Genomic DNA, 23,188 nt, shown 5'->3' with positions numbered 1-23,188 from the left:
GGAAAAAATGGGCTCCAAGTCTAGCCCCTCGTAAAAAGGAAGACAACGGCGCACTCCGTGCTTCTGCGGACCGGCAAACTCAGGGTTTGGTGCGCCGAATGCGGGGCGTGTACAATGCTGCCAAACTGAATGTTAAATAGCCTTCGGGCGATTCTATCTACCCAAGAGGTGTATGTTCATGGACATTAACGAAACTATCAAAAGCCAGCTCGACGAAAACCCGATCATTCTGTACATGAAGGGCACGCCACAGGCACCTCAGTGTGGGTTTTCAGCCAAGACGGTTCAGGCGCTGATGGCGTGCGGCGAGCGCTTTGCCTTTGTTAACATTCTGGATAACCAGGAGCTGCGCGAAGCTCTGAAAGTGTATTCCAGCTGGCCAACTTACCCGCAGCTTTACATCAATGGTGACCTGGTTGGTGGCTGCGATATCGTTCTGGAAATGTCCGAGAGTGGTGAGCTGGCAACCATGGTTAAGGCTGCTGCCAAACAGACGGAAGCCTGATATTCCTGTCAGAATCGTTTCGGGGAAAAAATGAGTTCGACCTCGAAGCGGTTCTGGTCGTTATGGTGGGCCGGTGGTGCCGGGTAAGGGCTGGCGGACAGCGAGGCGTGGTAGGCCGCATTATCCAGTCTCTTGATACCCGAGGACTTCAGGATTTTTGCTCTGGTGAGCGCGCCATTACCGAGCAGTTGAAGCTCGACTTCCAGCGATAGTTTCTCGGATAGCTGGCTGACGCCGGGTATGCTCAATCTCTCGATCTCTCGTCCCAAATGGCTGGCGAGGGTGATCAAATACGGGTCTTGCTCCGCAGGGTTGGTCGAAACCTGATTATTGGTATCCCGTCCGTTTTCCTCCCCCTCGCTCCGTTCATTCTCTGTTTGAGGCCTGCTGGCTGATGAGCGGCTCATCGACGAAGAAATGACGCTTGGTTTCGTAGCGGCGTTGGTCTGCTCTGATTCGGCGTGGTATGTATCCGCCGGCGATACATCTCTAGCTTTGCGCTGGCCTGTGGTTGTGGTTGCCTCAGTTATGGCGGAAGACCTTTCGTCCTGAAGCGGAGGGATATCGAACTGTGGATTGCGGTTTGATCCCTCTGATGGCGTTGTGGCCAGGGAACTGGGGCTGCGAGCGCTCGCCAATAGTTCAAACCTCACGGTATTTCGATGGGCTTCAGGCTTTGAGGGCGGGGCCGACGGGAAGGATAATAAGACAGCGTGAAACAGGATGGCCATCGACAAGGCAAGACCAATCCTGTATTCGGCCGGAACGCTCTGATAAAGGGTCGATGGTTCCCTCATCGGGTCAGGCTGTCTTGTTCCGCAAATTGCCGACAACCGCGTTCAGCGCCCGATCTACCAGTGCGCCCTGTTCCAGTAGTTTAAGGCGGCCGCGCCGCATTTCATGGGCGAGTTCGATACGATTCTTCTCGATAACTTTCAGGCCCATCCGGTTCACGAACACGAAGCTGTCTGCATCCTCAATGACAGCAGACAGTTTGCAGCGGAAGCTGGCACCGTTGACCAGTCGAAACTCCACCCAATTACCGATCGAGAGGTTGTCAATCTGGGTGATGTATTCTGCCACAGTTGCATCTTCCAGCTCCGCCTGATGGTTGGCGGCGGTGTGCTGCAGTGCCTCCGTGGATAGCGATGCCTGATTCTGTCGAGCGGGAGATTCCTGCCGTGTTTCGATAGTGCCATTGGCCCGGAAGGCATCGGTCAGCTCCACTTTGATCTGGCCCATCATGTCGTCGAGGCGTGAGGAGTTGTAGGAAACCTCTTCGAGTCCGGAGCGTATTTCTTTAAGCAGTTTGGGGACGAGTCTGACCCATTGATCTCGCTCGTGTTCGCCCTGATGCGGGTGCAGGCACCAGATGAGGTCATCGACAACCCGCACTCGATCTTTCCAGCGATGCTCTGCGTCATCCCGGAGGTAGGCGAGAAAAAGGACGCGGCTCCATCCATTCATCAGGATGTTGTTGATGGTGTAGGGCAGCTTGTAGCGGGCGACCTTCTCTTTCAGCAGGTGGTCGACGGTTTCCTGGGCCTTCTGGGACTTGATTCGACCTCGCTCGGATTCCCGGGTTCGCTGTTCGACCAACGAGGCACGACGGTTTTCTTTCTCCAGAAAGGCGTCAAACTCCTGGTTCAGGGTTTCAAACAGGCTAATGTCACCGTCAAACTCATTCAGTATGCGCTGGACGGTGTTATGAATCTGGTTGTACAGCTTGTCCCTGGCTTTTTCGTCACTGGAGCTCCAGCCAATTCCGGAGCGAGCCAGCGAATTGAGCAATCGGCGGGCCGGATGTGTAGACCTGTTGAAGAAGTCCTTGTCTTTCAGGACCACTTTCAGGATCGGGATTTGCAGGCGGCTGATCAGAACCTGAACCGGCGCTGACAGGTTGTAGTCGTCCAAAATGAACTCGAACAACATGGACACCAGGTTGATCAGGTCCTCGTCAGCCTCGTTCAGCGCCGCGTCTTTGCCTGTTGCGGCATCCGCACTGGTGATCAGTTGAGTAACCAGGTGTCGCAGGTCAATGGTGATCGGATCGCCATCGCTCAGGTTGCCGCTGATGGGGCGGGGATCTGGCGAGGGCATGCGGTTAAGCAGTTCCACAAGTTCATGATCTGCGATGACCCGGAGGTTAGGGTCTGTAGATCGAAGTCGGGCGCCTTGGCCGGCCCTTTGGTCAGCCAGCAATTGCCGGATCTGCTCAAACATCAAGCTGTTGTTTCGGTCCTCCGGCTGGGCGCTCGCTTCGGAGAAAGCTTTGACCCCGGTGTTTTGGCTGGCGTCCTTGCTGGCGGTCTCTGACGACGATGTGCGGCCATGGTAGCGGAAATTTGGAATAACGCCGGCCTGGATTAAAATCCGGTTAGATTCGTCCAGAAGCATGCCAAGGTTTGAGATAACGTAGCGATCGTATTGCTTGAGAAGTATCAGGCGTTCACGAATGTCGACATCAAGGTTTTGAATCGCCTCTGCGAAGGCGGCGCAGAGGTGTTCCGGCGCCATTGGATTGACTGGCGACTGCTCGCCGGCACCAGGATAGACTTCGCTAAACCGGGTCTGCAATTGCAGTAGTTGTCCCTGGAAGTGGGCCCTGGCCTTGGTGGCCATCACGTTAAGAGCGACCTGTTCTTCCAGGGTGTCGTCACCTAGCAGAGAGAGCGACTCGGCTGTATCCGCTGGCTTGGGTGTGTCGGTGTTTAACTGGCCGATGCGTGGAGGGTTTGAAAATAGCGAACCGATGGTATCGTGAAACTGCTTTTCAACGCCCTTTCGCTTGATGCGAATTTCTCGCATGGCTTCGAAATAGCGGTTCTGCTCGTTGTTGCTTCGGGCATTATTGGCCAGCTCAAACAGCGAGTCGTCAACGGCATCGAAGGCGCCCTGCAGCAGATCGCCGAGTCCTGCAACAACAGTGTCTTTGATTCGTGTCACCTCCACGGGCACGGCTGCGGCGTCCCTGTGTTCGCGGAGGTAATGTATACCGGGCTGCTTATTCATGGCTGGTTCCTTTATGCGCCTCAACCGGATACATGACCGAGCTTTCAATCCTGATATTTTACGTTATTGATTAAATTTACCGCATTTTTGCCAAACTGCCCATGCAGAAACGCCGAGCTGGGACGTTCGTCATATATTCTGGCACCGGCTGGTCTCTTTCGCCCGGCTAGCTGCTTCTCATTGCGGTTTGCCGGATTTTCGGCGTTTTTTCGGGTGTACGATGGCGGCCTTCACCACGTTGTCCTTGATTTGCAGCACTTCCAGTCGATGGTCTGCGACCTTCAGGCAAACGTTGGTGTCCGGAATGTTTTCCAGTGCCTCGGTAATCAGTCCGTTGAGAGTCTTCGGACCATCCGTCGGTAGCTTCCAGCCAAGGGTTTTGTTGATGGTTCGTACTGCTGCCGTGCCATCGATGATAAACGTGCCGTCATCCTGCGGAATAATGTCGGGGCTGGTGGCGGCGTAATCCGTCGTGAACTCGCCGACGATTTCTTCCAGTATGTCTTCAAGGGTGGCGAGTCCAAGAACATCGCCGTACTCATCCACCACCACACCGAAACGCCGCTTGCCCTTCTGGAAGTTGATAAGCTGTGTATTGAGCGGTGTGCTTTCGGGAATGAAGTAAGGCTCCTGGCACAGTTGCATGATCATCGCTTTGTTGATCTCTTCCTGCTGCACCAGTTTTGAGGCGCTTCTCAGGTGGAGGATGCCCTGAATGTTATTGATGTCGCCTTTGAACACCGGTAGCCGGGTGTGCTGGCTGCTTCTGAGCTGACGCAGAATGGTATCGGTATCGTCATCCAGGTCGACGCCGACTACTTCGTTACGGGGCACCATGATGTCATTCACGGTCACCTTTTCCAGGTCAAGAATGCTGACCAGCATGTCCTTGTGCTTGGCGGGAATCAGGCTGCCGGCTTCGTTCACCAGTGTGCGAAGCTCTTCCCGGCTCAAGTGATCGTTGGCAGCATCCTCTGGCGACACTCGCAGAAGCTTCAGGATGGCGCCGGTGAACAGATTTACGGCCCACACAAGGGGATAAAGTAGTTTTAGTAGGGGCGCGAGAACGTAGCTGGCGGGAAAGGCGATCTTCTCCGGAAAGAGGGCTGCCAGCGTTTTTGGGGTCACCTCGGCAAACACCAGGATGACCAGCGTCAGCAGAATGGTGGCAATGGCAATACCGGCATCACCCCAAAGTTCGATCGCGATGACGGTGGCGATGGATGACGCGAGGATGTTCACGAAGTTGTTGCCGATCAGAATGACACCGATCAGCTGGTCAGTTCGCTGCAGTAATCGCTGTGCTCGCTTGGCGCCTTTGTGGCCGGTCTTGGCCAGGTGGGACAGGCGATAGCGGTTCAGTGACATCATGCCGGTTTCGGAGCTGGAAAAGAAACCGGAGAGAATGATGAGGCCAACTAGGAGAATAAACAGCGCGGTAAGCGATGTTTCGTTCAAGAGTGGTGTCCTTATTTGGCTGACAAGTTGGGAAAATAGGGGGTGCCTGCGGGTGCTGTCAAGCCGCGAACCTCAGGCTGTTAGCCTGCGCGCTGAAACAGCAGTTCCAGAACAAATTTGCTGCCGTAGAACGCTAGCATTAGCAGTATACAGCCCGCGAGGGTCCAGCGAGTGGCCGTCATTCCGCGCCAGCCTTTGGTGTATCGGCCGATCAGGAGGCCAACAAAAACGGCCAGTGACAGCAGCGAGAAGACGGTTTTGTGGGCGAGATGCTGGGCAAACAGGTCTTCGACAAACAGTGCGCCGGTCGCGATCGCAAGCACCAGGACAACTACACCAGCCCATACCAGCTCAAACAGCAGTGATTCCATGGTTTGCAGTGGCGGCAGGTTGCGTACCAGAAGGCTGTTGTAGTTGTGCTTCAACTGACGGTTCTGGACAGACAGGAGAATGGCCTGAAGTGCGGCGAGTGTGAACAGGCTGTAGGCCGTGATGGACAGGGCAATATGGGAGAGCATTCCGTAGCTGTCTCCCGAAACGAGTCGGGACGGAGCGTGGGTAATCAGGGCAAGGATAATCGTCAGCGCTGCAATCGGGTACGCGCCTAAAAACAGATTCTGAACCGGTTTTCGCAGATTAAGTCCCACCAGTAGCACGACGATGAGCCACGAGATCAGTACGGAACTTTTGAAAAAGCTGAAGTCAAAGCCGCCATCGTGATACACACTCTGGGTGATCAGTAAGCCATGACTGATCAGGGCGAGCGCGCCGATGACGGTGGTGATGGCTAGATTACTGTTGAAGCGGCCTCTGAAGTGGAGCGCCTGCAATGCGGTACCAACGCTGTATAAAAGAAGAGAGGTGACCGCGAGAATCAGCGTTCCCATGTTGTCCTTATTTAATGCTTTGCAAAGTAAGAAAACGGTGGGTCTGTCGCACCGATTTGACCGTGCCGGTCGTTTCAGTGCGATAGTCTGTTTATAATGTCGCGATTATGCAACTGGAATCAAGGAGCCTAATCCGGCTCTGAGGACCATGCACTTAATTTATCCGGGGTACGGAAGAGCCAAATGTTTGAGAATCTCCAAGACCGACTTTCCGGTAGCCTGCGTAAGATTTCGGGTCAGGCGCGGCTAACCGATGACAATATCAAGAGCACGCTCCGCGAAGTGCGTATGGCCCTGCTTGAGGCAGACGTCGCCCTGCCAGTCGTCAAGGATTTTGTTGAAGGTGTGCGCAAGCGCGCTATTGGACAGGAGGTTCAGCGCAGCCTGACGCCTGGCCAGGTGTTCGTGAAGGTTGTCCAGCAGGAGCTGGAGCGGGTGATGGGGGATGGCAGTGCCTCCCTGAATCTGGCAACGCGCCCACCGGCCGTGATCATGATGGCGGGCTTGCAGGGCGCGGGTAAAACCACCACCGTTGCAAAGTTGTCCCGCTTCCTGAAAGAGCGTGAAAAGAAGTCGGTAATGGTCGTGAGCGCAGACGTTTACCGCCCGGCTGCCATCAAGCAGCTCGAGACGCTCGCGGGTGAGGTCGGGGTTGAGTTTTTCCCGAGTACCGGTGACCAGGATCCGGTAGACATTGCCGAGGGTGCGATCGACGCTGCGCGCAAGAAGCACATTGATGTGGTGATTCTGGATACTGCTGGCCGTTTGCACATTGACGAGCAGATGATGGGCGAGATCGGTCGGCTGCATCAAGCGGTTGAGCCGGTAGAGACGCTGTTCGTCGTCGATGCAATGACGGGGCAGGATGCGGCGAATACCGCTAAAGCGTTTAATGACGCGCTGCCTCTGACCGGTGTGGTTCTGACCAAAACGGATGGTGATGCCCGGGGTGGTGCGGCGTTGTCAGTCCGTCATATCACCGGCAAGCCGATCAAATTCCTTGGTGTGGGCGAGAAGAGCGATGCCCTGGAGCCTTTCCATCCGGACCGGGTGGCGTCACGCATTCTTGGTATGGGGGATGTGCTTTCCCTGATTGAGGAAGCTGAGCGCAAGCTGGATAAACAGAAGGCCCAGAAGCTCACCAAGAAGATCAAGAAAGGCAAGGGTTTTGATCTGGAAGACTTCCGGGACCAGTTGCAGCAGATGAAGAACATGGGTGGTATTGGCGGTCTGCTGGACAAGTTGCCGGGTATGGGGCAGATGGCTCAGATGGCCCAGCAGCAGGTGAATGACAAGTCAGTCGGTCAGATGGAGGCGATCATCAGCTCCATGACGCCCAAGGAACGGCGTTATCCCGATGTGATCAATAACTCCCGCAAGCGCCGTATTGCTTCAGGTTCCGGTACCCAGATTCAGGACGTGAACCGGCTGCTCAAGCAGCACAAGCAGATGCAGAAGATGATGAAAAAGTTCAGTAAGAAAGGTGCCATGGCCAACATGATGCGCGGCATGGGTGGTATGATGCCGCCGGGCGGTGGCGGTGGTGGAATGCCACCCTTCGGGCGTATGTAAAATGCCGTATAAGGAAAACAGGGAAACAGGGCGTTTCCCTGTTTTCATTGGCGATTTTTTAGCATAGAATAGCGGCCCTTTCGAGTATGGGTCTTCCCGCCAGCCTTGTTTGGCGAGGTGTGAAGCGTACAAAGTTCGTACAACAGGACAGGATATTAGTTAAATGGTAACTATCCGTTTGGCTCGTGGCGGCTCTAAGAAGCGCCCGTTCTACCATCTGACAGTCACTGACAGCCGCAACTCCCGCGACGGTCGTTTCATTGAGCGTGTTGGTTTCTTCAACCCGGTTGCCCGGGGCCAGGAAGAGCGTCTGCGTGTTGATCGCGACCGCGTTGATTTCTGGCTGGGCCAGGGCGCCCAAACCAGCGAGCGTGTTGCACAGCTGCTGAAAGCTGCTAAGTAATTTCGTTCCAAGCCGGGGTCTGGTCATGACACAGCATTCGCAGGAAACTGTGATCGGCCGGATTACCTCGGTGTTCGGGGTTAAGGGATGGCTGAAAGTCTATTCCTACACTGATCCCAAAGAAGGAATACTGGACTACCGGGATTGGATCCTTGATCTGGACGGTAAGCGTATTCCTGCAAAGCTTGAAGAGGGGCGTCGCCAGGGGCAGGGGCTCGTTGTCAGGCTTAAAGGTATTGATGACCGTGACGTTGCCCGGACCTACTGCGGCGCAGAGGTGCGGGTTGGGACCGACGAGTTGCCAGAACTCCCTGAGGGTGAGTTCTACTGGTACCAGCTTGAAGGTCTCGACGTTTTCACGGTGAATGATGAGTGCCTGGGCAAGGTGCATCATCTGATGGAAACGGGTTCCAATGATGTATTGGTCGTGCATGCATCATCGGCTTCTATTGATCAGCGGGAGCGTTTGATTCCCTATCTGCCAGATCAGGTCGTGAAAGACGTAGATCTGGCAGCTGGTCGTATGACTGTAGACTGGGATCCGGAGTTCTGACGGGTGTGGATTGGCGCAGTCAGTCTGTTCCCGGAAATGTTCAATGCGGTAACGGATTACGGAATTACGGGTAGGGCGGTCCGGGACGGGCTCCTTACTTTTAATGCGTGGAATCCCCGGGATTTCACCCATGACCGGCACCGCACCGTGGATGACCGGCCGTATGGCGGCGGTCCCGGAATGCTGATGAAAATTCAGCCGCTCCGGGACGCAATTCATGCGGCGCGGGAATCAGCACCCGGTAAGGCTTGCGTGGTGTACCTGTCGCCCCAGGGCGAGAGACTGGATCAGGCTGGTGTGGAGTCGCTGGCTTCAAATGAGTCCCTGATCCTGGTTGCAGGCCGCTACGAGGGTGTCGATGAGCGCCTGATTGCCTCCGAGGTGGATCGGGAAGTGTCGCTGGGTGATTTTGTACTCTCCGGTGGCGAACTGGCTGCGATGTCAGTGATTGATGCGGTTACGCGCCTCATCCCCGGAGCGCTGGGTCATGCGCAGTCAGCAGAGCAGGATTCGTTTGCTGACGGTTTGCTGGATTGTCCGCACTACACCCGGCCAGAAGTTTATGAAGGTCAGGCAGTGCCGGATGTTTTATTGGGCGGTCACCATGATCAGATCCGGCGTTGGCGACTGCAGCAGTCGCTGAGGCGAACTCTGGAGCGGCGCCCCGACCTGCTGGAAAAGCGGGTGTTTACGGAAGAAGAGCGTCAGCTACTGGATGAGATTTTGAACGAACCGGGTGCCTCTGAATAATCAGGGCATTGAAAGATTGGGTATCAGGAGCATTACGATGAGCGGCAAGAACAACATCATCAGTCAAATTGAAGCGGAACAGATGACCAAGGAAATCCCTGCGTTCGCGCCGGGCGACACCGTGGTTGTTCAGGTTCGTGTTACCGAGGGAAACCGTGAGCGTCTGCAGGCGTTCGAAGGCGTTGTGATCGGTAAGCGTAACCGTGGTCTGAACTCCTCCTTCACCGTACGTAAGATTTCTTACGGTGTGGGCGTGGAGCGTACCTTCCAGACTCACTCCAAGCTGATCGACAGCATCAACGTGAAGCGTCGCGGTGATGTGCGTCAGGCCAAGCTGTACTACCTGCGCGACCTGTCTGGTAAGGCAGCTCGTATCAAGGAGAAGCTGGGCTGATCAGCACTCAGCTGAGTAGACTGGAGAAAAAGGCAGCCCTCGGGCTGCCTTTTTTGTGCCTGCACGAAAATTGGGGCATCCTTTCGCAGTGATGGTTTTGAGGTGAGTGGCGTGAGGCCAGACGATGAGGCGGTAGTCGCCCGTTTTACCGATGCGCTCTGGTTAGAAGACGGCTTGGGTGAGAAAACCCGATCTGCCTACCAGAGCGATCTTGCCAGGTTTGCTCAATGGCTCGACATGCGTCCGGGTCAGCCCCTGTTGCTGGACGCCAAACGGTCGGATGTGCTGGCCTGGGTGTCCCAGGGGCTGGTTGAGGGTGTGAAGGCGTCCACGGCGGCCAGGAGGCTTTCTGGTTTACGTCGTTTCTATCGTTTCCTCCTGCGTGAGGGCGGTATATCGGAAGACCCCACCCTCAGAATCGAGAGTCCACGTTTGCCGCGGCGACTGCCCGACGCTCTCACGGAAGAGGAGGTCGATGCGTTGCTGACTGAGCCGGATCCTGACGTGCCCATTGAGCTTCGCGACAAAGCCATGCTTGAGGTGCTGTACGGTTGTGGCCTGCGGGTGTCCGAACTAACGGGTCTGATGGTGGATCAGGTAAACCTTCGCCAAGGCGTGGTGCGCATTACCGGTAAGGGGGGTAAAGAGCGACTGGTGCCTCTTGGGGAAGAAGCGGTTGACTGGCTGCTCCGCTACATGAGGGAAGCTCGTTCCGAGTTGCTCAAGGGGCAAACCTGCGATGCACTGTTCCCCGGAAGCCGGGCCGCCGCCATGACCCGGCAGACCTTCTGGCATCGAATCAAGCATTACGCTGCCCGGGTGGGTATCCGCAAACATTTATCTCCTCACACTTTGCGTCATGCTTTCGCCACACACCTGCTCAATCACGGTGCTGACCTCCGCGTTGTTCAGATGTTGCTTGGGCATGCGGACCTGTCGACAACGCAGATCTATACCCATGTGGCGCGTCAGCGCCTTCAGTCCCTGCATCAGTCCCATCATCCCCGTGGCTGATCGGGGTGTTTTTGGGTATGGTGTTGTCTGAACTTTTGCCGGATGCCTATGTCGCAACTCCGTGCCTTTCGCGGCCTGCCGATGCCCGGCAGCGGCCGAATATCATCTAACTGGGTAGTATTTATGGTTGCCAGACTAAATGTGCGAAGCGTTATTGCTATGGTTGGTTTGATCTCCGGCTTCGGGATCGCATCGTCGGTATCGGCTGGTGAGGTTGAAGATGCTATTGCCGAGCGTCTTACCTCCATGGTTCCCGGCTTGAAGATCGAGTCTGTTGAGGAATCCGAGGCCAAAGGGCTGTACACGGTCGAAACCAGCAGCGGAGACACCATTTACAGTACAGCCGATGGCAAATATCTGTTGAACGGTGATCTGCTTCGGTTAACGGAAGCGGGTGTCGCCAATGTGACCGAAGAGGCTCGGGCCAACCGCCGCAACGAATTGATGGCCAGCTATGGCGATGGGCAGGCGATCAGCTTTCCGGCGGATGGCGAGGAGAAGGCGGTGATTGATGTCTTTACGGACATTGACTGCCCTTACTGCCGCAAGCTGCACGATGAGGTTCCGCAGTTGAACGCTTACGGCATCACCGTCAATTATTATGGTTTTCCCCGCTCCGGTCCCGGTACGCCGTCGTTTGATAAATACGTGTCGGTCTGGTGTTCCGAAGACCAGCAGGCAGCGATGGATGCAGCCAAAGGAGGGCGTTCGGTTGAGCCGGCCAAGTGTGATAATCCGGTGCAGGAGCAATTCCAGCTCGGTGGTCGCGTCGGGGTGACCGGTACACCGGCGATCATTCTGGAAGACGGTAACATCGTGCGCGGGTACGTGCCTGCGGCTAACCTTGCCAAGGGGCTTGGCTTGCTCTGATTTCCAACCTTCTGCCATGCCGGCCTGGGTCTCGCACTGGTCCTGATGCGTTTCCAGGCCGGGGCTTATCAGTGGCACCCTAATCAGTATACTATGCCCCCTCTTAGTGAATTTTTCGGGATCAGAGGGTAATAGTTTGAAGGACGTTAATGTCGGAATTTGCGGACTGGGGACCGTTGGTAGCGGTACGTTCAATGTCTTGACCCGTAATGCCCGGCTGATTGCCGGCAGGGCAGGCTGCAGTATTAACATCATCCGAATCGCCAGTCGTCGTCCCCGTGACGATATGGATCTTGGTGACATTCCTTTCACCACCGACATCTTTGATGTCGTCAACGACCCCTCTGTTGATATTGTTGTTGAGCTGATTGGCGGCTACGACACGGCCAAGGAATTGGTCTTGGCAGCCATTCGCAATGGCAAGCACGTGGTCACCGCCAACAAGGCGCTGATCGCCGTGCACGGCAACGAAATTTTTGACGCTGCCCAGAAAGCCGGTGTGGTTGTAGCGTACGAAGCCGGTGTGGCCGGTGGTATTCCGGTGATCAAGGCGATTCGCGAGGGTATGGCCGCCAACCGTATTGACTGGATCGCGGGCATCATCAACGGCACCGGGAACTACATCCTGACTGAGATGCGGGCCGGTCGCGAGTTTGCCGAAGTGCTCAAGGAAGCACAGGAGCTGGGTTATGCCGAGGCAGACCCGACTTTTGATGTTGAGGGTATCGACGCGGCCCATAAGCTGACCATCCTGGCATCCGCGGGTTTTGGTGTTCCCCTGCAGTTTGAGAAAGGCTTTACCGAGGGGATTTCCAAGATTACCCCTTACGACATCGCCCATGCAGAATTGCTCGGTTACCGCATCAAGCATCTGGGCATTGCCCGTCGCCGTGAGGACGGTATCGAATTGAGAGTTCATCCGACGCTGATTCCCCAAAGCCATCTCATTGCCAAGGTCGATGGCGTGCTGAACGCCGTTCTGGTGGATGGCGACGCCGTTGGCCAGACCATGTATTACGGTCCAGGCGCCGGTGACGAGGCAACGGCTTCTGCTGTAATCGCTGACATCGTTGATGTGGCTCGAGCCGTTTCCATCGGCAGCGAGCAGCGGATTCCCTATCTCGGATTTGAGCCGGAAGCAGTAGAAGATCTTTCCGTGCTGCCCATGGAGGACGTGCATTCGGCTTATTACCTCCGGATTACGGCGCTCGACCGCCCGGGGGTGCTGGCTAACATTTCTTCCATCCTGAGTGAGCATGGCATCAACATTGAGTCCATCATGCAGAAAGAATCCGAACTCAAGGATGGGCGCATACCGGTGATTATCCTGACCCACACGGTTCAGGAACGGCAGATGAACCAGGCTATCGAAGAATTGGAAGCTCTGGCCGACACGGATGGCCAGGTGGTTCGCATCCGCGCTGAAAACTTTAACTGACAGGTACCCCAGTGAGATACATCAGTACGCGGGGTGAAGCTCCCGCATTGGGCTTTGAGGACGTTCTGTTAACTGGCCTGGCCTCCGATGGCGGCCTGTATGTGCCCGAATCCCTCCCGCATTTCAGTCTTGAAGAAATTCGCAGTTGGCGCGGGCTCCCATACAGCGAGCTGGCGTTTAACGTGATGTATCCGTTTGTGGATGACGCGGTTCCGGAGGATGACTTCCGGAAGATGCTGGAGGAAACCTACGCGGCCTTCAATCACAAGGCCGTGGCGCCGCTGGTCCAGCTTGACAGCAACGAGTGGGTGATGGAACTGTTCCGCGGGCCGACCCTCGCGTTCAAGGACTTTGCTCTGCAGTTGCTGGGACGCCTGCTGGATTATGTGCTGGAAAAGCGCAACCAGCATGTGGTGATCATGGGAGCCACCTCCGGTGACACCGGTTCGGCCGCTATAGAGGGATGCCGCCGCTGCAAGCATGTGGACATCTTTATCCTGCATCCTCACGAGCGGGTTTCTGAAGTGCAGCGTCGTCAAATGACGACCGTGCTGGGCGACAACATTCACAACATAGCCGTTCGCGGCAACTTTGACGACTGTCAGCGCATGGTCAAGGATAGCTTTGGTAATCAGAGCTTCCTGGGCGGCAAGACGCAGCTGGCTGCCGTCAATTCCATCAACTGGGCCCGGATCATGGCCCAGATTGTCTACTACTTTCAGGCGTCCCTGGCTCTGGGCGGTCCGGACCGGAGTATGGCGTTCTCGGTACCGACCGGGAACTTTGGTGACATCTTTGCCGGTTACCTGGCCAAGAAAATGGGGCTGCCGATTTCCCAGCTGGTCATTGCCACCAACCGAAACGACATCCTGCACCGTTTCATGAGCGGCAACCGCTATGAGCAGCGTACGCTGGAGCACACCCTGTCGCCGAGCATGGACATCATGGTGTCCAGTAACTTTGAGCGCCTGTTGTTCGATCTTCATGGGCGTAACGGCGAGGCCATCAAGACGCTGCTTGAAGACGCCGCAAAGGGACCAGTGAGTATCGAGGATTACCGCTGGCGGCACGCCCGCAAGCTGTTCGATAGTGACACGGTGGACGACCAGGCGACCTGCGATACCATCCGGGAAATCTACGAGCAGAACGAGTACCTGCTTGACCCCCACACGGCCATTGGTGTGCGTGCTGCCCGGAACTGTCGTCGCGATGACAAGGTGCCGATGATTACCTTGGGTACCGCGCATCCGGCCAAGTTCCCGGACGCCATTGCCGAGTCGGGGCTGACTGTGAAGCCGGTGTTGCCGGCCCATATGGCAGACCTGTTCGACCGTGAGGAGCGTTACACCGTGCTGGATAACAACATTGCCGGTGTCCAGGAGTTCATCGCTTCCCACTGGAAAAATGCCTGATCCGGCATGACTCCCAAAAAGATCGTTCGACGCCCCAGGCCGGAGCAGGCTCCGGCCTGGGGGCAATCGCTTCCTCCGATACTCCAGCGTCTGTATGCCGCCCGAGGTGTCAGCTCGGACGAGCAGCTTGACTATACCCTTCGATCCCTCGCCTCACCGATGTCCCTGAAGGGGATGGACCGAGCTATCGAGTTGCTCGCGAAGGCGGTGGAGCAACAGCAGCGCGTTGTTATCCTGGGTGACTTCGATGCCGATGGCGCGACGAGTACCGCCGTGGCGATGCTGGGGTTGTCCATGCTGGGGCTCCGGAATGTCGATTTTCGGGTACCCAGCCGGTTCTCTGATGGTTACGGACTGACACCTGGCATCATCGAACGGTTGCGGGATGACGGCGATCTGCCCGATCTGCTGGTAACCGTAGACAATGGCATTTCTGCCATCGAGGGCGTCAGGGCCGCCCGTGATCTGGGGGTCAAGGTGGTGATCACCGATCATCACCTCGCGGGGAAGGAGTTGCCGGAAGCGGACGCCATCGTGAACCCGAATCAGCCCGGTTGTGAATTCCTCAGCAAAAACGCCGCTGGTGTCGGGGTGATGTTCTATGTGCTGACAGGGTTGCGAAAACGGCTGCGGGACAGCGGACGCTTGCCCACGCCGGAACCGAATCTGGGCAAACTGCTGGATCTGGTGGCGCTGGGAACCGTGGCGGATGTTGTGCCGCTGGACCATAACAATCGGATCTTTGTCGAGCAGGGAATTCGTCGCATCCGTCAGGGGGCCGCGCGACCGGGCATTCTTGCGCTGCTTGAGGTGGCCGGGCGAGATCACTCGGCCATCAGTTCTTCCGATCTGGGGTTTGTGGTAGGGCCCCGGATCAATGCGGCGGGTCGCCTGGATGACATGAGCGTGGGTATTGCCTGTTTGCTGGCCGACAGCGAACAGGAAGCGCAACGCCTCGCCCGAGAGCTGGATACCTTCAACAGGGAGCGCCGAAACATCGAGCGGGATATGAAGGCTCAGGCGCAGGAGCTGCTGGCATCTATGTCGCTGGATCTTGAAGGATTGCCCTGGGGATTGGCGCTGTTTGATCCGGACTGGCACCAGGGCGTGATTGGTATCCTGGCGGCAAGAATCCGGGAGCAAACCCATCGCCCCACCATTGCCTTTGCCAGCGACGACAATGGAGAAGACATCAAGGGCTCGGCCCGATCAATTCCAGGGCTGCACATTCGGGATGTTCTGGCGTCTGTGGATGCCCGGCATCCGGGTATGATCAAAAAGTTCGGCGGGCACGCCATGGCCGCTGGAATGACTCTGGCTCGCGAGGACCTTGAGCAATTTTCCCGGGCTTTCGATGAGGTCGTGCGGGAATCCCTGGACGCCGAGGACCTGGAAGCCACCATCGTGACCGATGGCCCGCTCAGTGTCGACGAACTGTGTCTGGATACGGCCCTGCTTCTTAAACGAGCAGGCCCCTGGGGGCAGCATTTCCCCGAACCGGTGTTCGACGGCGAGTTTCACGTGGTAAGCCAGCGTATTGTTGGAGAGAACCATCTCAAAGTGGTGCTCAAATCCGTGGAAGGCGGCGATCTCGTTGACGGTATTGCTTTCAACACCGGGCCGGAAGTGCCGGACTTCACCCGCACGGGGGCCAGGGTGGTCTACAAGCCCGATGCCAACACCTTCCGTGGCCGGACAACCCTGCAGCTGCTGATCGACCACCTTGAACCCCTGGCCTAGGGGTTCGGTTTACCGCGGCTGATTTGGCTGCAGAATTCCGGTAGAATCCCGCCACTGTTTTTACTCACCATTTTCAAGAGCGAGTAAGGGTTTCATGGAAATTAATCCCATTGTGACGAAGATTAAAGAGCTTCGTGAGCGCACTGAAGCGCTCAGGGGGTATCTTTGACTACGACCAGCGTAGTGAACGTCTGGTTGAAGTAGAACGCGAGCTGGAGCAGCCCTCAGTCTGGGATGATCCCGAGCGGGCCCAGGGGCTGGGTAAGGAACGCGCCGATCTGGAATTGATCGTCAAGACCATCGACAACCTGACCAACGGTCTTTCTGATGCAGAGAGCCTGCTGGACATGGCGGTGGAAGAGGACGATGAAGGGACCGTTGAGGAGATCGAGTCGGATCTTGGCGGCCTGGATCAGGAACTCGAGAAGCTGGAATTCCGCCGCATGTTTTCCGGTGAGATGGACGCCAACAATGCCTACCTGGATATCCAGGCTGGTTCCGGTGGTACCGAAGCCCAGGACTGGGGCAACATGCTGCTGAGAATGTACCTGCGCTGGGCCGAGCGTCGCGGTTTCAAAGCCGAGATTGTCGAACTGCAGGAAGGTGAAGTGGCCGGCATCAAGAGCGCCACGGTCCACATTCAGGGTGACTATGCCTACGGCTGGTTGCGCACTGAAACCGGCGTTCATCGCCTGGTTCGGAAGTCGCCGTTCGATTCCGGCAACCGTCGTCATACCTCGTTTTCTTCGGTATTTGTGTCACCGGAAGTGGACGACAGCTTCGAGATTGAAATCAATCCGGCGGATCTGCGTGTGGATGTTTACCGCGCCTCCGGTGCTGGTGGTCAGCACGTTAACCGGACCGAATCGGCGGTTCGTCTGACCCACAACCCCACCGGCATTGTCGTGGCCTGTCAGGCTGGCCGAAGCCAGCACCAGAACAAAGACCAGGCCATGAAACAGCTGAAAGCCAAGCTGTTCGAGCGCGAGATGCAGGAGCGCAACGCCGAGAAGCAGAAGGCCGAGGACGCCAAAGCCGACATCGGCTGGGGTAGCCAGATCCGTTCTTACGTGCTGGACGACAGTCGTATCAAGGATCTGCGCACCAAGGTGGAAACCAGCAATACCCAGGCCGTGCTGGACGGCGACATCGATAAGTTCATCGAAGCCAGCCTGAAGATGGCGCTGTAAGCAACAGCGCCAGACGAACCCGGACATCCCCGATTTTAGTGAGCCAACATGACTGAACACACTCAGAATGCACAGCACGAGGACAACAAGCTGATTGCCGAGCGCCGCGCCAAGCTGGCGGACATGCGCACCCAGGGCAATCCGTTCCCCAATGACTTCCGTCGCGACGCCACGGCAGCCGAGCTGCAGGAGAAATACGGCGACAAGAGCAAGGAAGAGTTGGAAGCGCTGGATATCAAGGTGGCCATTGCCGGCCGCATGATGCTGGATCGGAAAGCGTTCAAAGTGGTTCAGGACATGACCGGGCGTATCCAGATCTACGCCACCAAACACGTGCAGAAAGACACCAAGCACTGGGATATGGGCGATATCGTTGGAGTCCGGGGTACCCTGTGCAAGTCCGGCAAGGGTGACCTGTATGTGATGATGGATGAGTATGTCCTGCTCACCAAGTCACTGCGTCCGCTGCCTGAGAAGCACAAGGGCCTGACCGATATGGAAGCCCGCTACCGGCACCGGTATGTGGACCTGATGGTGAACGAGGAAACTCGCAAGACGTTCCAGATTCGCACGAGCCTGATCAATGCCATGCGGAACTATTTCAACGCCCGCGGCTTCATGGAAGTGGAAACGCCGATGCTGCAGGTGATTCCGGGCGGTGCGACGGCGCGTCCGTTTATCACTCACCATAATGCGCTTGGTCGCGATATGTACATGCGCATTGCGCCAGAGCTGTACCTCAAGCGTCTGGTGGTGGGCGGCTTCGAGCGGGTGTTCGAGATCAATCGCAACTTCCGTAACGAGGGGTTGTCCACCCGGCACAACCCGGAATTCACCATGGTGGAGTTCTACCAGGCCTATGCGGATTACAACGACCTGATGGACCTCACCGAAGATATGCTGCGCCAGATCACCAGAGAGGTGTTGGGCACCACGACTGTGGTCAACACTCGCGAACTGGCCAATGGCGACACGGAAACTGTCGAATACGATTTCGGCAAACCGTTCCGTCGCATGACTGTGGTGGAGGCCATCCTTGAGCACAATCCGGACATCCAGGCCGGTCAACTGGGTGACGAAGCCAGCGCGCGCCGCGTCGCAGACTCGCTTGGCATCCCGCTGAAGGACAACTGGGGGCTGGGTAAGGTTCAGATCGAGATTTTTGAAGCTACGGCAGAGCACAAGCTGGTTCAGCCGACCTTCATCACCGATTACCCGAAAGAGGTGTCTCCGCTGGCCCGCTGCAAGGACAGCGATCCGTTCGTCACCGAACGGTTCGAATTCTTCGTCGGTGGTCGTGAGCTGGCCAATGGTTTCTCTGAGCTTAACGATGCCGAGGACCAGGCTGAGCGTTTCCACGCCCAGGTGGCTGAAAAGGACGCCGGGGATGACGAGGCCATGTTCTACGACGAAGACTACGTCATGGCTCTGGAATACGGCCTGCCGCCTACCGCCGGTGAAGGTATCGGTATCGACCGTCTGGCCATGCTGCTGACCGACAGTCCGTCCATCCGTGACGTGATTCTGTTCCCGGCCATGCGTCCGGAGCATAAGGTCGAGATTCATCAGGACGAGAAGTAACCATGCATCCGGTCGAGGCTCTGGCAAATCAGCTCAGGCCTGACCGGGGCTGGTCCGAACACCTTGCCCCGGAGTTCCGCGAGCCCTACATGCATAGGCTTGCGGAATTCCTGGCCCAGGAAGAGCAGGCGGGCAAGGTGCTGTTTCCCTCCAGCAAGCACTGTTTTAACGCCCTCAATACCACGTCACTGGACAAGGTATCCGTGGTGATTCTGGGGCAGGACCCCTACCACGGCCCGGGACAGGCCCATGGCCTTTGCTTCTCGGTTCGGCCGGAGGTGCCTGCGCCACCGTCTCTGGTGAATATATTCAAGGAAATCCAGGCGGACCTGGGTATTTCACCGCCGGATCATGGCTGCCTTCAGCCCTGGGCAGAAGAGGGCGTGTTGTTGCTTAACAGCGTTCTGACGGTGGTTCAGGGGCAGGCTGGCGCTCACCAGGGACAAGGCTGGGAACGATTTACCGATAAGGTGGTGGAAACCATCAATCGGGAACGCGACGGCGTGGTCTTCCTGCTCTGGGGCAGTTACGCCCGCAAGAAAGGTCTGCACATTGACCGGAACCGGCACTTCGTTCTGGAAGGGCCGCATCCCTCGCCGCTCAGTGCCTATCGCGGCTTCTTCGGTTGCAAGCATTTCTCTCGCGCCAATGAGTGGTTGCAGCAAAAAGGACAGCAACCCATCAACTGGGCGCTACCCTCCAGAGCCGATCTGCAGGCTCGTTATCAGTAGCTGAACTTACGACGCGGGACATGGCTGCTTCCATCTTGGCGCCCAGATCGTCCTGGCACGTATCCATGTCTGCGTGATCGAACGTCGTTCAGGTTTTTGACGGCGGCGATGCCGTTAAACCTTAGGCTGCCACAAATACCGATTGAACGAGCGCCTATGTCTGCATTTTTCTCAACGAAAGAACAGTTTATGGCAAGTCTGGCCTTGGCTTTCTGCAGACTTATGTATCTGTTCGTGCAGGCGGCGTTTGCTCTGGAACGGCGTAGGGAAGTGGCAGTGGTTCGAGTGAGTGATCGGGTGCGTCTTCTGCGCGGAGCGCCTTCACATCGGCATCGTGCCGGACCACCGCCAGCAGCTCGCAACGGCCGTTTCCGTACTGGATGGCATTGACCACGGTTCCGACGGAGCGATCACCGGCGAGCAGGGCAGAACCTGGCGTGGGCGCTGTGGCTGCGTCGTTCAGCGCAAAACGAAACAGGCTTTTTTTGAGCTGCCCGAGAAAGTGCATTCGGGCAATGACTTCCTGTCCGGTATAGCAGCCCTTCTTGAAATGGACACCACCCAAATGCTGCCAGTTGAGCATCTGGGGAACAAATTCTTCCTGTGTAGCGGGACTCAGAATCGCGACTCCCGCTGCCACTTCCGTGGCCTGCCAGTCCGCGAGAGAGTGCTCCTGGAGGTTGGCGAATTCGACCGCACCGGTCAGGCACCACAGCTCAAAACGCGGAAGACCCTCTGCGGTAGGTTCCACCCGAATGAGGCAGCCTTCCTTTATCGCCAGGGTATCGCCCGGGGCTTTTAGTTCTGGCAGGCGATCACCGGCCAGAACGCTGGCCGCATCAGTCCCGAACAGGCCCAGTATGCGGCCCTCCGATTCTATGCTGGCGGAGGTGCCGCGGAACAGCATCAGATACTTTTGCAGGTGAGCAAGCGTGCTGTCAGCCAGAGCCGCCGGTAAGTCGAGGAGGATGTCCTCGCCTTCCCGGACCATGCGGGTCAGGCAGTAGGCCCGACCCTTGGGATTGGCCGCAGCCGCACGGGGGGAGTAGCCAGGCACCACTTCGGCCAGGTTCTGACTGAACTGGCCTTGCAAAAACGGGTCTGTCCCCGTGCCGCTGACTCGAATGATCACCCGGTCCGTGAGTGCCGCCCAGCCGGATTCTGGCCGGGGAACCTGTGCGGTGGTCGGGGAAACCGGTGCCTGTGTGTCAGTCATTCGTTGCTCCAGTTCGGGTCGTTAGGGTGTGCTGGCCGAGTCTTAGCCAGACTCGCAGTCGACGGTATTCGTTGCCGGGTACGTTCCCATGGCAGATCGTGCCGCCGTCAATCAGGATGGCGGAATACGCTCTGACAGTGGAGTCGTTCGCCCGAAGTTTCAAGAGGGACAGGCGTCTGCCGAGTCTGCTGGCGGGGGATGGTGACACCGGCTTGCGCTCACCACTGCCCAGTTGGGCGTAAAGCTGGCCCTGTTCCAGCAGGAGTGACGTGACGGCAGTCTTGCCTTTCAGTTGCCCCATACGGCGGAAGTAAATCCAGCTGCCACAGAGTGCGGCGGGTACCGCGCCCAGAAACCAGGGAATGCGGGTGTAGCCAACGACAATGAGGAAAGCTGCGATGGCCAGCCAGGGTAGTGCGGCGACTACCCCGGACAGTATGGATGGGCGCAGTGGCAGCTCAATCCGGTTGAACACGGTTGACAATCATGTCCACGATGCGTTGAAGGTCGGGATCGGCCGGACGGCTCCGCTGCATGAACCACTCGAACATGTCCGTGTCCTCACAGCTGAGCAGCTTCTGGTAACGGGCCTGGTCTTCCGCAGGAAGGTCACGGTAGACCTCCTCGATAAACGGAATCAGCAGTACATCAAGTTCCAGCATGCCGCGCCGGCTGTGCCACCAGAGGCGGTTGAATTCGGAGTTGTCTGAAGGTGCGGACATAGTTACTTCCATCAGGTTGGATAAATTTCCAGGGTTCGAAGCCCCGGGTCAGGGGGCAAGCGTTCGGTAGGTGGTTGGCACCAGAACGGTATCCCCGGCTTCGCTGCTCAGTCCGGGATAGTCGAGGGTATAGTGCAGACCACGGCTTTCCTTTCGTTGCAGGGCCGAGCAGATAATCAGGTCTGACACCGTGACCAAATTACGCAGTTCCAGCAGATCGTTGGATACCCTGTAGTTACTGTAGAACTCGCCGATTTCACTGGACAGCAGATCCACCCGGTGCTTGGCACGCTGCAGTCGTTTGGTGGTTCTGACAATGCCGACGTAGTCCCACATGAAATGGCGCAGCTCGTCCCAGTTGTGGGAAATTACAACATCCTCGTCGGAATCACGCACTTGGCTTTCATCCCAGTCGGGAGCGTCTGGCGCCGACGGCACGGCAGACTCCCGGCTGGCAATATCCGCTGCGGCCGCTCGACCGTATACCAGGCATTCCAGCAGGGAGTTGCTGGCCATACGGTTGGCGCCGTGCAGGCCGGTGAACGCGGCCTCTCCAACCACGTACAGGTCGTTTACATCGGAGCGAGCGCGGTCATCGGTCATGATGCCGCCACAGGTGTAATGGGCGGCAGGTACCACCGGGATCGGGTCTTGGGTGATATCGATGCCAAAGCCAAGGCACTTCTCGTAGATGGTCGGGAAGTGGCGCTGGATAAAGTCGGCTGGCTTGTGGCTGATGTCCAGGTACAGGTGGTCGGCACCCAGACGCTTCATTTCATGGTCAATGGCGCGGGCAACAATATCCCGGGGTGCCAGCTCGGCCCGGTCGTCGAATCGATCCATGAAGCGGCTGCCGTCGGGCAGCCTCAACAGGCCGCCTTCGCCCCGAACCGCCTCGGTAATCAGGAACGACTTGGCATGGGGGTGGTACAGACAGGTCGGGTGGAACTGGTTGAACTCCATGTTGGCCACCCGGCATCCGGCCCGCCAGGCCATGGCGATTCCGTCGCCGGAGGCACCGTCCGGATTGGTGGTGTACCGGTAGGCCTTGGAGGCGCCGCCGGTGGCGATGACCGTGAACCGGGCGCGAAACAGCTCAACGTGATTGTCCTCAAGGTTCAGGACATAGGCACCAACACAGCGATTGCCGGGCAGGTTCAGCTTACGATGGGTAATCAGGTCAATGGCCACCCGGCTGGACTGTAGCTTGATGTTGGGCCGGGCCGCGGCCTGTTCCGCCAGAGTGGTCGATACCGCGTGGCCGGTGGCATCTGCCGCATGGATGATTCTCCGGCGGCTGTGCCCACCCTCGCGGGTCAGGTGGAAGCCGGCGTTTTCATCCCGGGTAAAGTTGACGCCGGAATTGACCAGCCAGTCGATGCTTTCCCGGCCGTGTTCGACGGTAAAGCGGACGGCGTCCTCATGACACAAACCCGCGCCAGCGGCCAGGGTGTCCCTGACGTGATCTTCGGTGGAGTCATCGTCGTCCAGGACGGCGGCAATACCACCCTGGGCCCACAGGGTGGCCCCGCTGGTGATATCGGTCTTGCTGAGCACGCAGACACGCAAATGCTCGGGCAGGTTCAGGGCGACGGTCAGGCCGGCGGCACCACTGCCAATGATAAGAACGTCGTATTCGAAGGACTGTGGCATCGGGTTGTGATCGAGGGGCATAATGTGGATGCCTATTGAACTAAACTTTGTCCGTGCTGTCTATTTGGCCTGACAGTAAAGGCCTCT

22 protein-coding genes are annotated in these 23,188 nt (G+C 57.3%); 14 read left to right on the top strand and 8 right to left on the bottom strand.

Annotated features, from left to right (window positions below):
* The first annotated feature begins 178 nt into the window (after window positions 1-178).
* Window positions 179-505 carry a Grx4 family monothiol glutaredoxin gene (grxD, locus tag QVZ43_RS14735; protein ID WP_223792810.1) on the top strand — a complete coding sequence of 109 codons (327 nt, stop codon included), beginning with the start codon at window positions 179-181 and terminating at the stop codon, window positions 503-505.
* Between the two features lie 8 nt (window positions 506-513).
* On the opposite strand, the gene QVZ43_RS14730 is transcribed toward grxD, so the two are convergent.
* From QVZ43_RS14730 to QVZ43_RS14715, 4 genes are all read right to left on the bottom strand, one after another.
* Entirely contained in the window at window positions 514-1,236 is a 723-nt protein-coding gene (locus QVZ43_RS14730; RefSeq protein WP_302910670.1) for an energy transducer TonB family protein, read from the bottom strand.
* A gap of 70 nt (window positions 1,237-1,306) precedes the next feature.
* Window positions 1,307-3,517, bottom strand: coding sequence for a DUF1631 domain-containing protein (locus tag QVZ43_RS14725; protein WP_302910543.1), 2,211 nt, complete (start codon window positions 3,515-3,517; stop codon window positions 1,307-1,309).
* Window positions 3,518-3,694: 177 nt separating this feature from the next.
* Window positions 3,695-4,975, bottom strand: a complete 1,281-nt coding sequence (locus QVZ43_RS14720) for an HlyC/CorC family transporter (protein WP_223792813.1) — start codon at window positions 4,973-4,975, stop codon at window positions 3,695-3,697.
* An 80-nt stretch (window positions 4,976-5,055) separates the two neighbouring features.
* A complete protein-coding gene (locus QVZ43_RS14715) occupies window positions 5,056-5,862 on the bottom strand; it encodes a cytochrome C assembly family protein (RefSeq protein ID WP_223792814.1) in 807 nt (268 codons plus the stop codon).
* A 183-nt stretch (window positions 5,863-6,045) separates the two neighbouring features.
* Between QVZ43_RS14715 and ffh the strand changes: the two genes are divergently transcribed.
* The 13 genes from ffh (at window position 6,046) to ung (ending at window position 19,510) form a co-directional block, all read left to right on the top strand.
* Window positions 6,046-7,434: a signal recognition particle protein gene (ffh, locus tag QVZ43_RS14710; RefSeq protein WP_302910542.1), complete on the top strand. Its 1,389-nt coding sequence runs from the start codon at window positions 6,046-6,048 to the stop codon at window positions 7,432-7,434.
* Between the two features lie 163 nt (window positions 7,435-7,597).
* Window positions 7,598-7,837 carry a 30S ribosomal protein S16 gene (gene rpsP, locus QVZ43_RS14705; protein ID WP_223792816.1) on the top strand — a complete coding sequence of 80 codons (240 nt, stop codon included), beginning with the start codon at window positions 7,598-7,600 and terminating at the stop codon, window positions 7,835-7,837.
* A 25-nt stretch (window positions 7,838-7,862) separates the two neighbouring features.
* Entirely contained in the window at window positions 7,863-8,390 is a 528-nt protein-coding gene (gene rimM, locus QVZ43_RS14700) for a ribosome maturation factor RimM (RefSeq protein WP_302910541.1), read from the top strand.
* A gap of 3 nt (window positions 8,391-8,393) precedes the next feature.
* The gene (gene trmD, locus QVZ43_RS14695) at window positions 8,394-9,140 is read left to right on the top strand and encodes a tRNA (guanosine(37)-N1)-methyltransferase TrmD (protein ID WP_302910540.1); all 747 of its coding nucleotides are present in this window, start codon (window positions 8,394-8,396) and stop codon (window positions 9,138-9,140) included.
* 37 nt (window positions 9,141-9,177) lie between these two features.
* Window positions 9,178-9,534, top strand: coding sequence for a 50S ribosomal protein L19 (gene rplS / locus QVZ43_RS14690; RefSeq protein ID WP_223792819.1), 357 nt, complete (start codon window positions 9,178-9,180; stop codon window positions 9,532-9,534).
* Between the two features lie 111 nt (window positions 9,535-9,645).
* Complete coding sequence (gene xerD, locus QVZ43_RS14685; protein ID WP_302910539.1) at window positions 9,646-10,548, top strand: site-specific tyrosine recombinase XerD; 903 nt, start codon at window positions 9,646-9,648, stop codon at window positions 10,546-10,548.
* Window positions 10,549-10,671: 123 nt separating this feature from the next.
* Window positions 10,672-11,418 (top strand): thioredoxin fold domain-containing protein, encoded by a 747-nt coding sequence (locus QVZ43_RS14680; protein ID WP_302910538.1) that lies wholly within the window; start codon window positions 10,672-10,674, stop codon window positions 11,416-11,418.
* Between the two features lie 136 nt (window positions 11,419-11,554).
* Complete coding sequence (locus tag QVZ43_RS14675) at window positions 11,555-12,856, top strand: homoserine dehydrogenase (RefSeq protein ID WP_302910537.1); 1,302 nt, start codon at window positions 11,555-11,557, stop codon at window positions 12,854-12,856.
* A gap of 11 nt (window positions 12,857-12,867) precedes the next feature.
* Window positions 12,868-14,268 (top strand): threonine synthase, encoded by a 1,401-nt coding sequence (gene thrC / locus QVZ43_RS14670; protein WP_223792823.1) that lies wholly within the window; start codon window positions 12,868-12,870, stop codon window positions 14,266-14,268.
* A gap of 6 nt (window positions 14,269-14,274) precedes the next feature.
* Window positions 14,275-16,008, top strand: a complete 1,734-nt coding sequence (gene recJ, locus QVZ43_RS14665; RefSeq protein ID WP_302910536.1) for a single-stranded-DNA-specific exonuclease RecJ — start codon at window positions 14,275-14,277, stop codon at window positions 16,006-16,008.
* 94 nt (window positions 16,009-16,102) lie between these two features.
* Window positions 16,103-17,198 (top strand): peptide chain release factor 2 gene (prfB, locus tag QVZ43_RS14660; protein WP_223792825.1). Its coding sequence is split into 2 segments (ribosomal slippage): window positions 16,103-16,174 and window positions 16,176-17,198, totalling 1,095 coding nucleotides; the frame shifts between segments, so codons are not numbered across the junction.
* A gap of 48 nt (window positions 17,199-17,246) precedes the next feature.
* Window positions 17,247-18,779, top strand: coding sequence for a lysine--tRNA ligase (lysS, locus tag QVZ43_RS14655; RefSeq protein ID WP_302910535.1), 1,533 nt, complete (start codon window positions 17,247-17,249; stop codon window positions 18,777-18,779).
* A 2-nt stretch (window positions 18,780-18,781) separates the two neighbouring features.
* Window positions 18,782-19,510: a uracil-DNA glycosylase gene (ung, locus tag QVZ43_RS14650; protein WP_302910534.1), complete on the top strand. Its 729-nt coding sequence runs from the start codon at window positions 18,782-18,784 to the stop codon at window positions 19,508-19,510.
* A gap of 220 nt (window positions 19,511-19,730) precedes the next feature.
* Here ung and ygfZ read toward each other — a convergent pair whose 3' ends face one another.
* The 4 genes from ygfZ to nadB are packed head-to-tail and all read right to left on the bottom strand — an operon-like array spanning window position 19,731 to window position 23,101.
* Window positions 19,731-20,726, bottom strand: a complete 996-nt coding sequence (gene ygfZ, locus QVZ43_RS14645; RefSeq protein WP_302910533.1) for a CAF17-like 4Fe-4S cluster assembly/insertion protein YgfZ — start codon at window positions 20,724-20,726, stop codon at window positions 19,731-19,733.
* The gene (locus QVZ43_RS14640) at window positions 20,719-21,210 is read right to left on the bottom strand and encodes a hypothetical protein (RefSeq protein WP_302910532.1); all 492 of its coding nucleotides are present in this window, start codon (window positions 21,208-21,210) and stop codon (window positions 20,719-20,721) included. The genes ygfZ and QVZ43_RS14640 overlap by 8 nt, the downstream gene beginning before the upstream one ends.
* Window positions 21,185-21,448 carry an FAD assembly factor SdhE gene (locus QVZ43_RS14635; protein WP_302910531.1) on the bottom strand — a complete coding sequence of 88 codons (264 nt, stop codon included), beginning with the start codon at window positions 21,446-21,448 and terminating at the stop codon, window positions 21,185-21,187. Before QVZ43_RS14635 ends, QVZ43_RS14640 begins: the two co-directional genes overlap by 26 nt.
* Before the next feature lie 48 nt (window positions 21,449-21,496).
* Window positions 21,497-23,101: an L-aspartate oxidase gene (nadB, locus tag QVZ43_RS14630; protein ID WP_302910669.1), complete on the bottom strand. Its 1,605-nt coding sequence runs from the start codon at window positions 23,099-23,101 to the stop codon at window positions 21,497-21,499.
* Window positions 23,102-23,188 lie beyond the last annotated feature (87 nt).

It is taken from the genome of Marinobacter suaedae, from assembly GCF_030519635.1.
Classification (GTDB): Bacteria; Pseudomonadota; Gammaproteobacteria; order Pseudomonadales; family Oleiphilaceae; genus Marinobacter; species Marinobacter suaedae.
The sequence above is the reverse complement of the archived record's forward strand: the minus strand, read 5'-3'. Positions and strand labels throughout refer to the sequence as shown.

Excerpts from the sequence above, each read along its gene's own strand:
- ung (WP_302910534.1), top strand. The coding sequence starts at position 18,782 with ATGCATCCGGTCGAGGCTCTGGCAAATCAGCTCAGGCCTGACCGGGGC.
- QVZ43_RS14680 (WP_302910538.1), top strand. The coding sequence starts at position 10,672 with ATGGTTGCCAGACTAAATGTGCGAAGCGTTATTGCTATGGTTGGTTTG.
- lysS (WP_302910535.1), top strand. The coding sequence starts at position 17,247 with ATGACTGAACACACTCAGAATGCACAGCACGAGGACAACAAGCTGATT.
- ffh (WP_302910542.1), top strand. The coding sequence starts at position 6,046 with ATGTTTGAGAATCTCCAAGACCGACTTTCCGGTAGCCTGCGTAAGATT.
- QVZ43_RS14715 (WP_223792814.1), bottom strand. The coding sequence starts at position 5,862 with ATGGGAACGCTGATTCTCGCGGTCACCTCTCTTCTTTTATACAGCGTT.
- QVZ43_RS14730 (WP_302910670.1), bottom strand. The coding sequence starts at position 1,236 with ATGGCCATCCTGTTTCACGCTGTCTTATTATCCTTCCCGTCGGCCCCG.
- QVZ43_RS14725 (WP_302910543.1), bottom strand. The coding sequence starts at position 3,517 with ATGAATAAGCAGCCCGGTATACATTACCTCCGCGAACACAGGGACGCC.
- grxD (WP_223792810.1), top strand. The coding sequence starts at position 179 with ATGGACATTAACGAAACTATCAAAAGCCAGCTCGACGAAAACCCGATC.
- nadB (WP_302910669.1), bottom strand. The coding sequence starts at position 23,101 with ATGCCACAGTCCTTCGAATACGACGTTCTTATCATTGGCAGTGGTGCC.
- rpsP (WP_223792816.1), top strand. The coding sequence starts at position 7,598 with ATGGTAACTATCCGTTTGGCTCGTGGCGGCTCTAAGAAGCGCCCGTTC.
- rplS (WP_223792819.1), top strand. The coding sequence starts at position 9,178 with ATGAGCGGCAAGAACAACATCATCAGTCAAATTGAAGCGGAACAGATG.
- recJ (WP_302910536.1), top strand. The coding sequence starts at position 14,275 with ATGACTCCCAAAAAGATCGTTCGACGCCCCAGGCCGGAGCAGGCTCCG.
- rimM (WP_302910541.1), top strand. The coding sequence starts at position 7,863 with ATGACACAGCATTCGCAGGAAACTGTGATCGGCCGGATTACCTCGGTG.
- ygfZ (WP_302910533.1), bottom strand. The coding sequence starts at position 20,726 with ATGACTGACACACAGGCACCGGTTTCCCCGACCACCGCACAGGTTCCC.
- QVZ43_RS14635 (WP_302910531.1), bottom strand. The coding sequence starts at position 21,448 with ATGTCCGCACCTTCAGACAACTCCGAATTCAACCGCCTCTGGTGGCAC.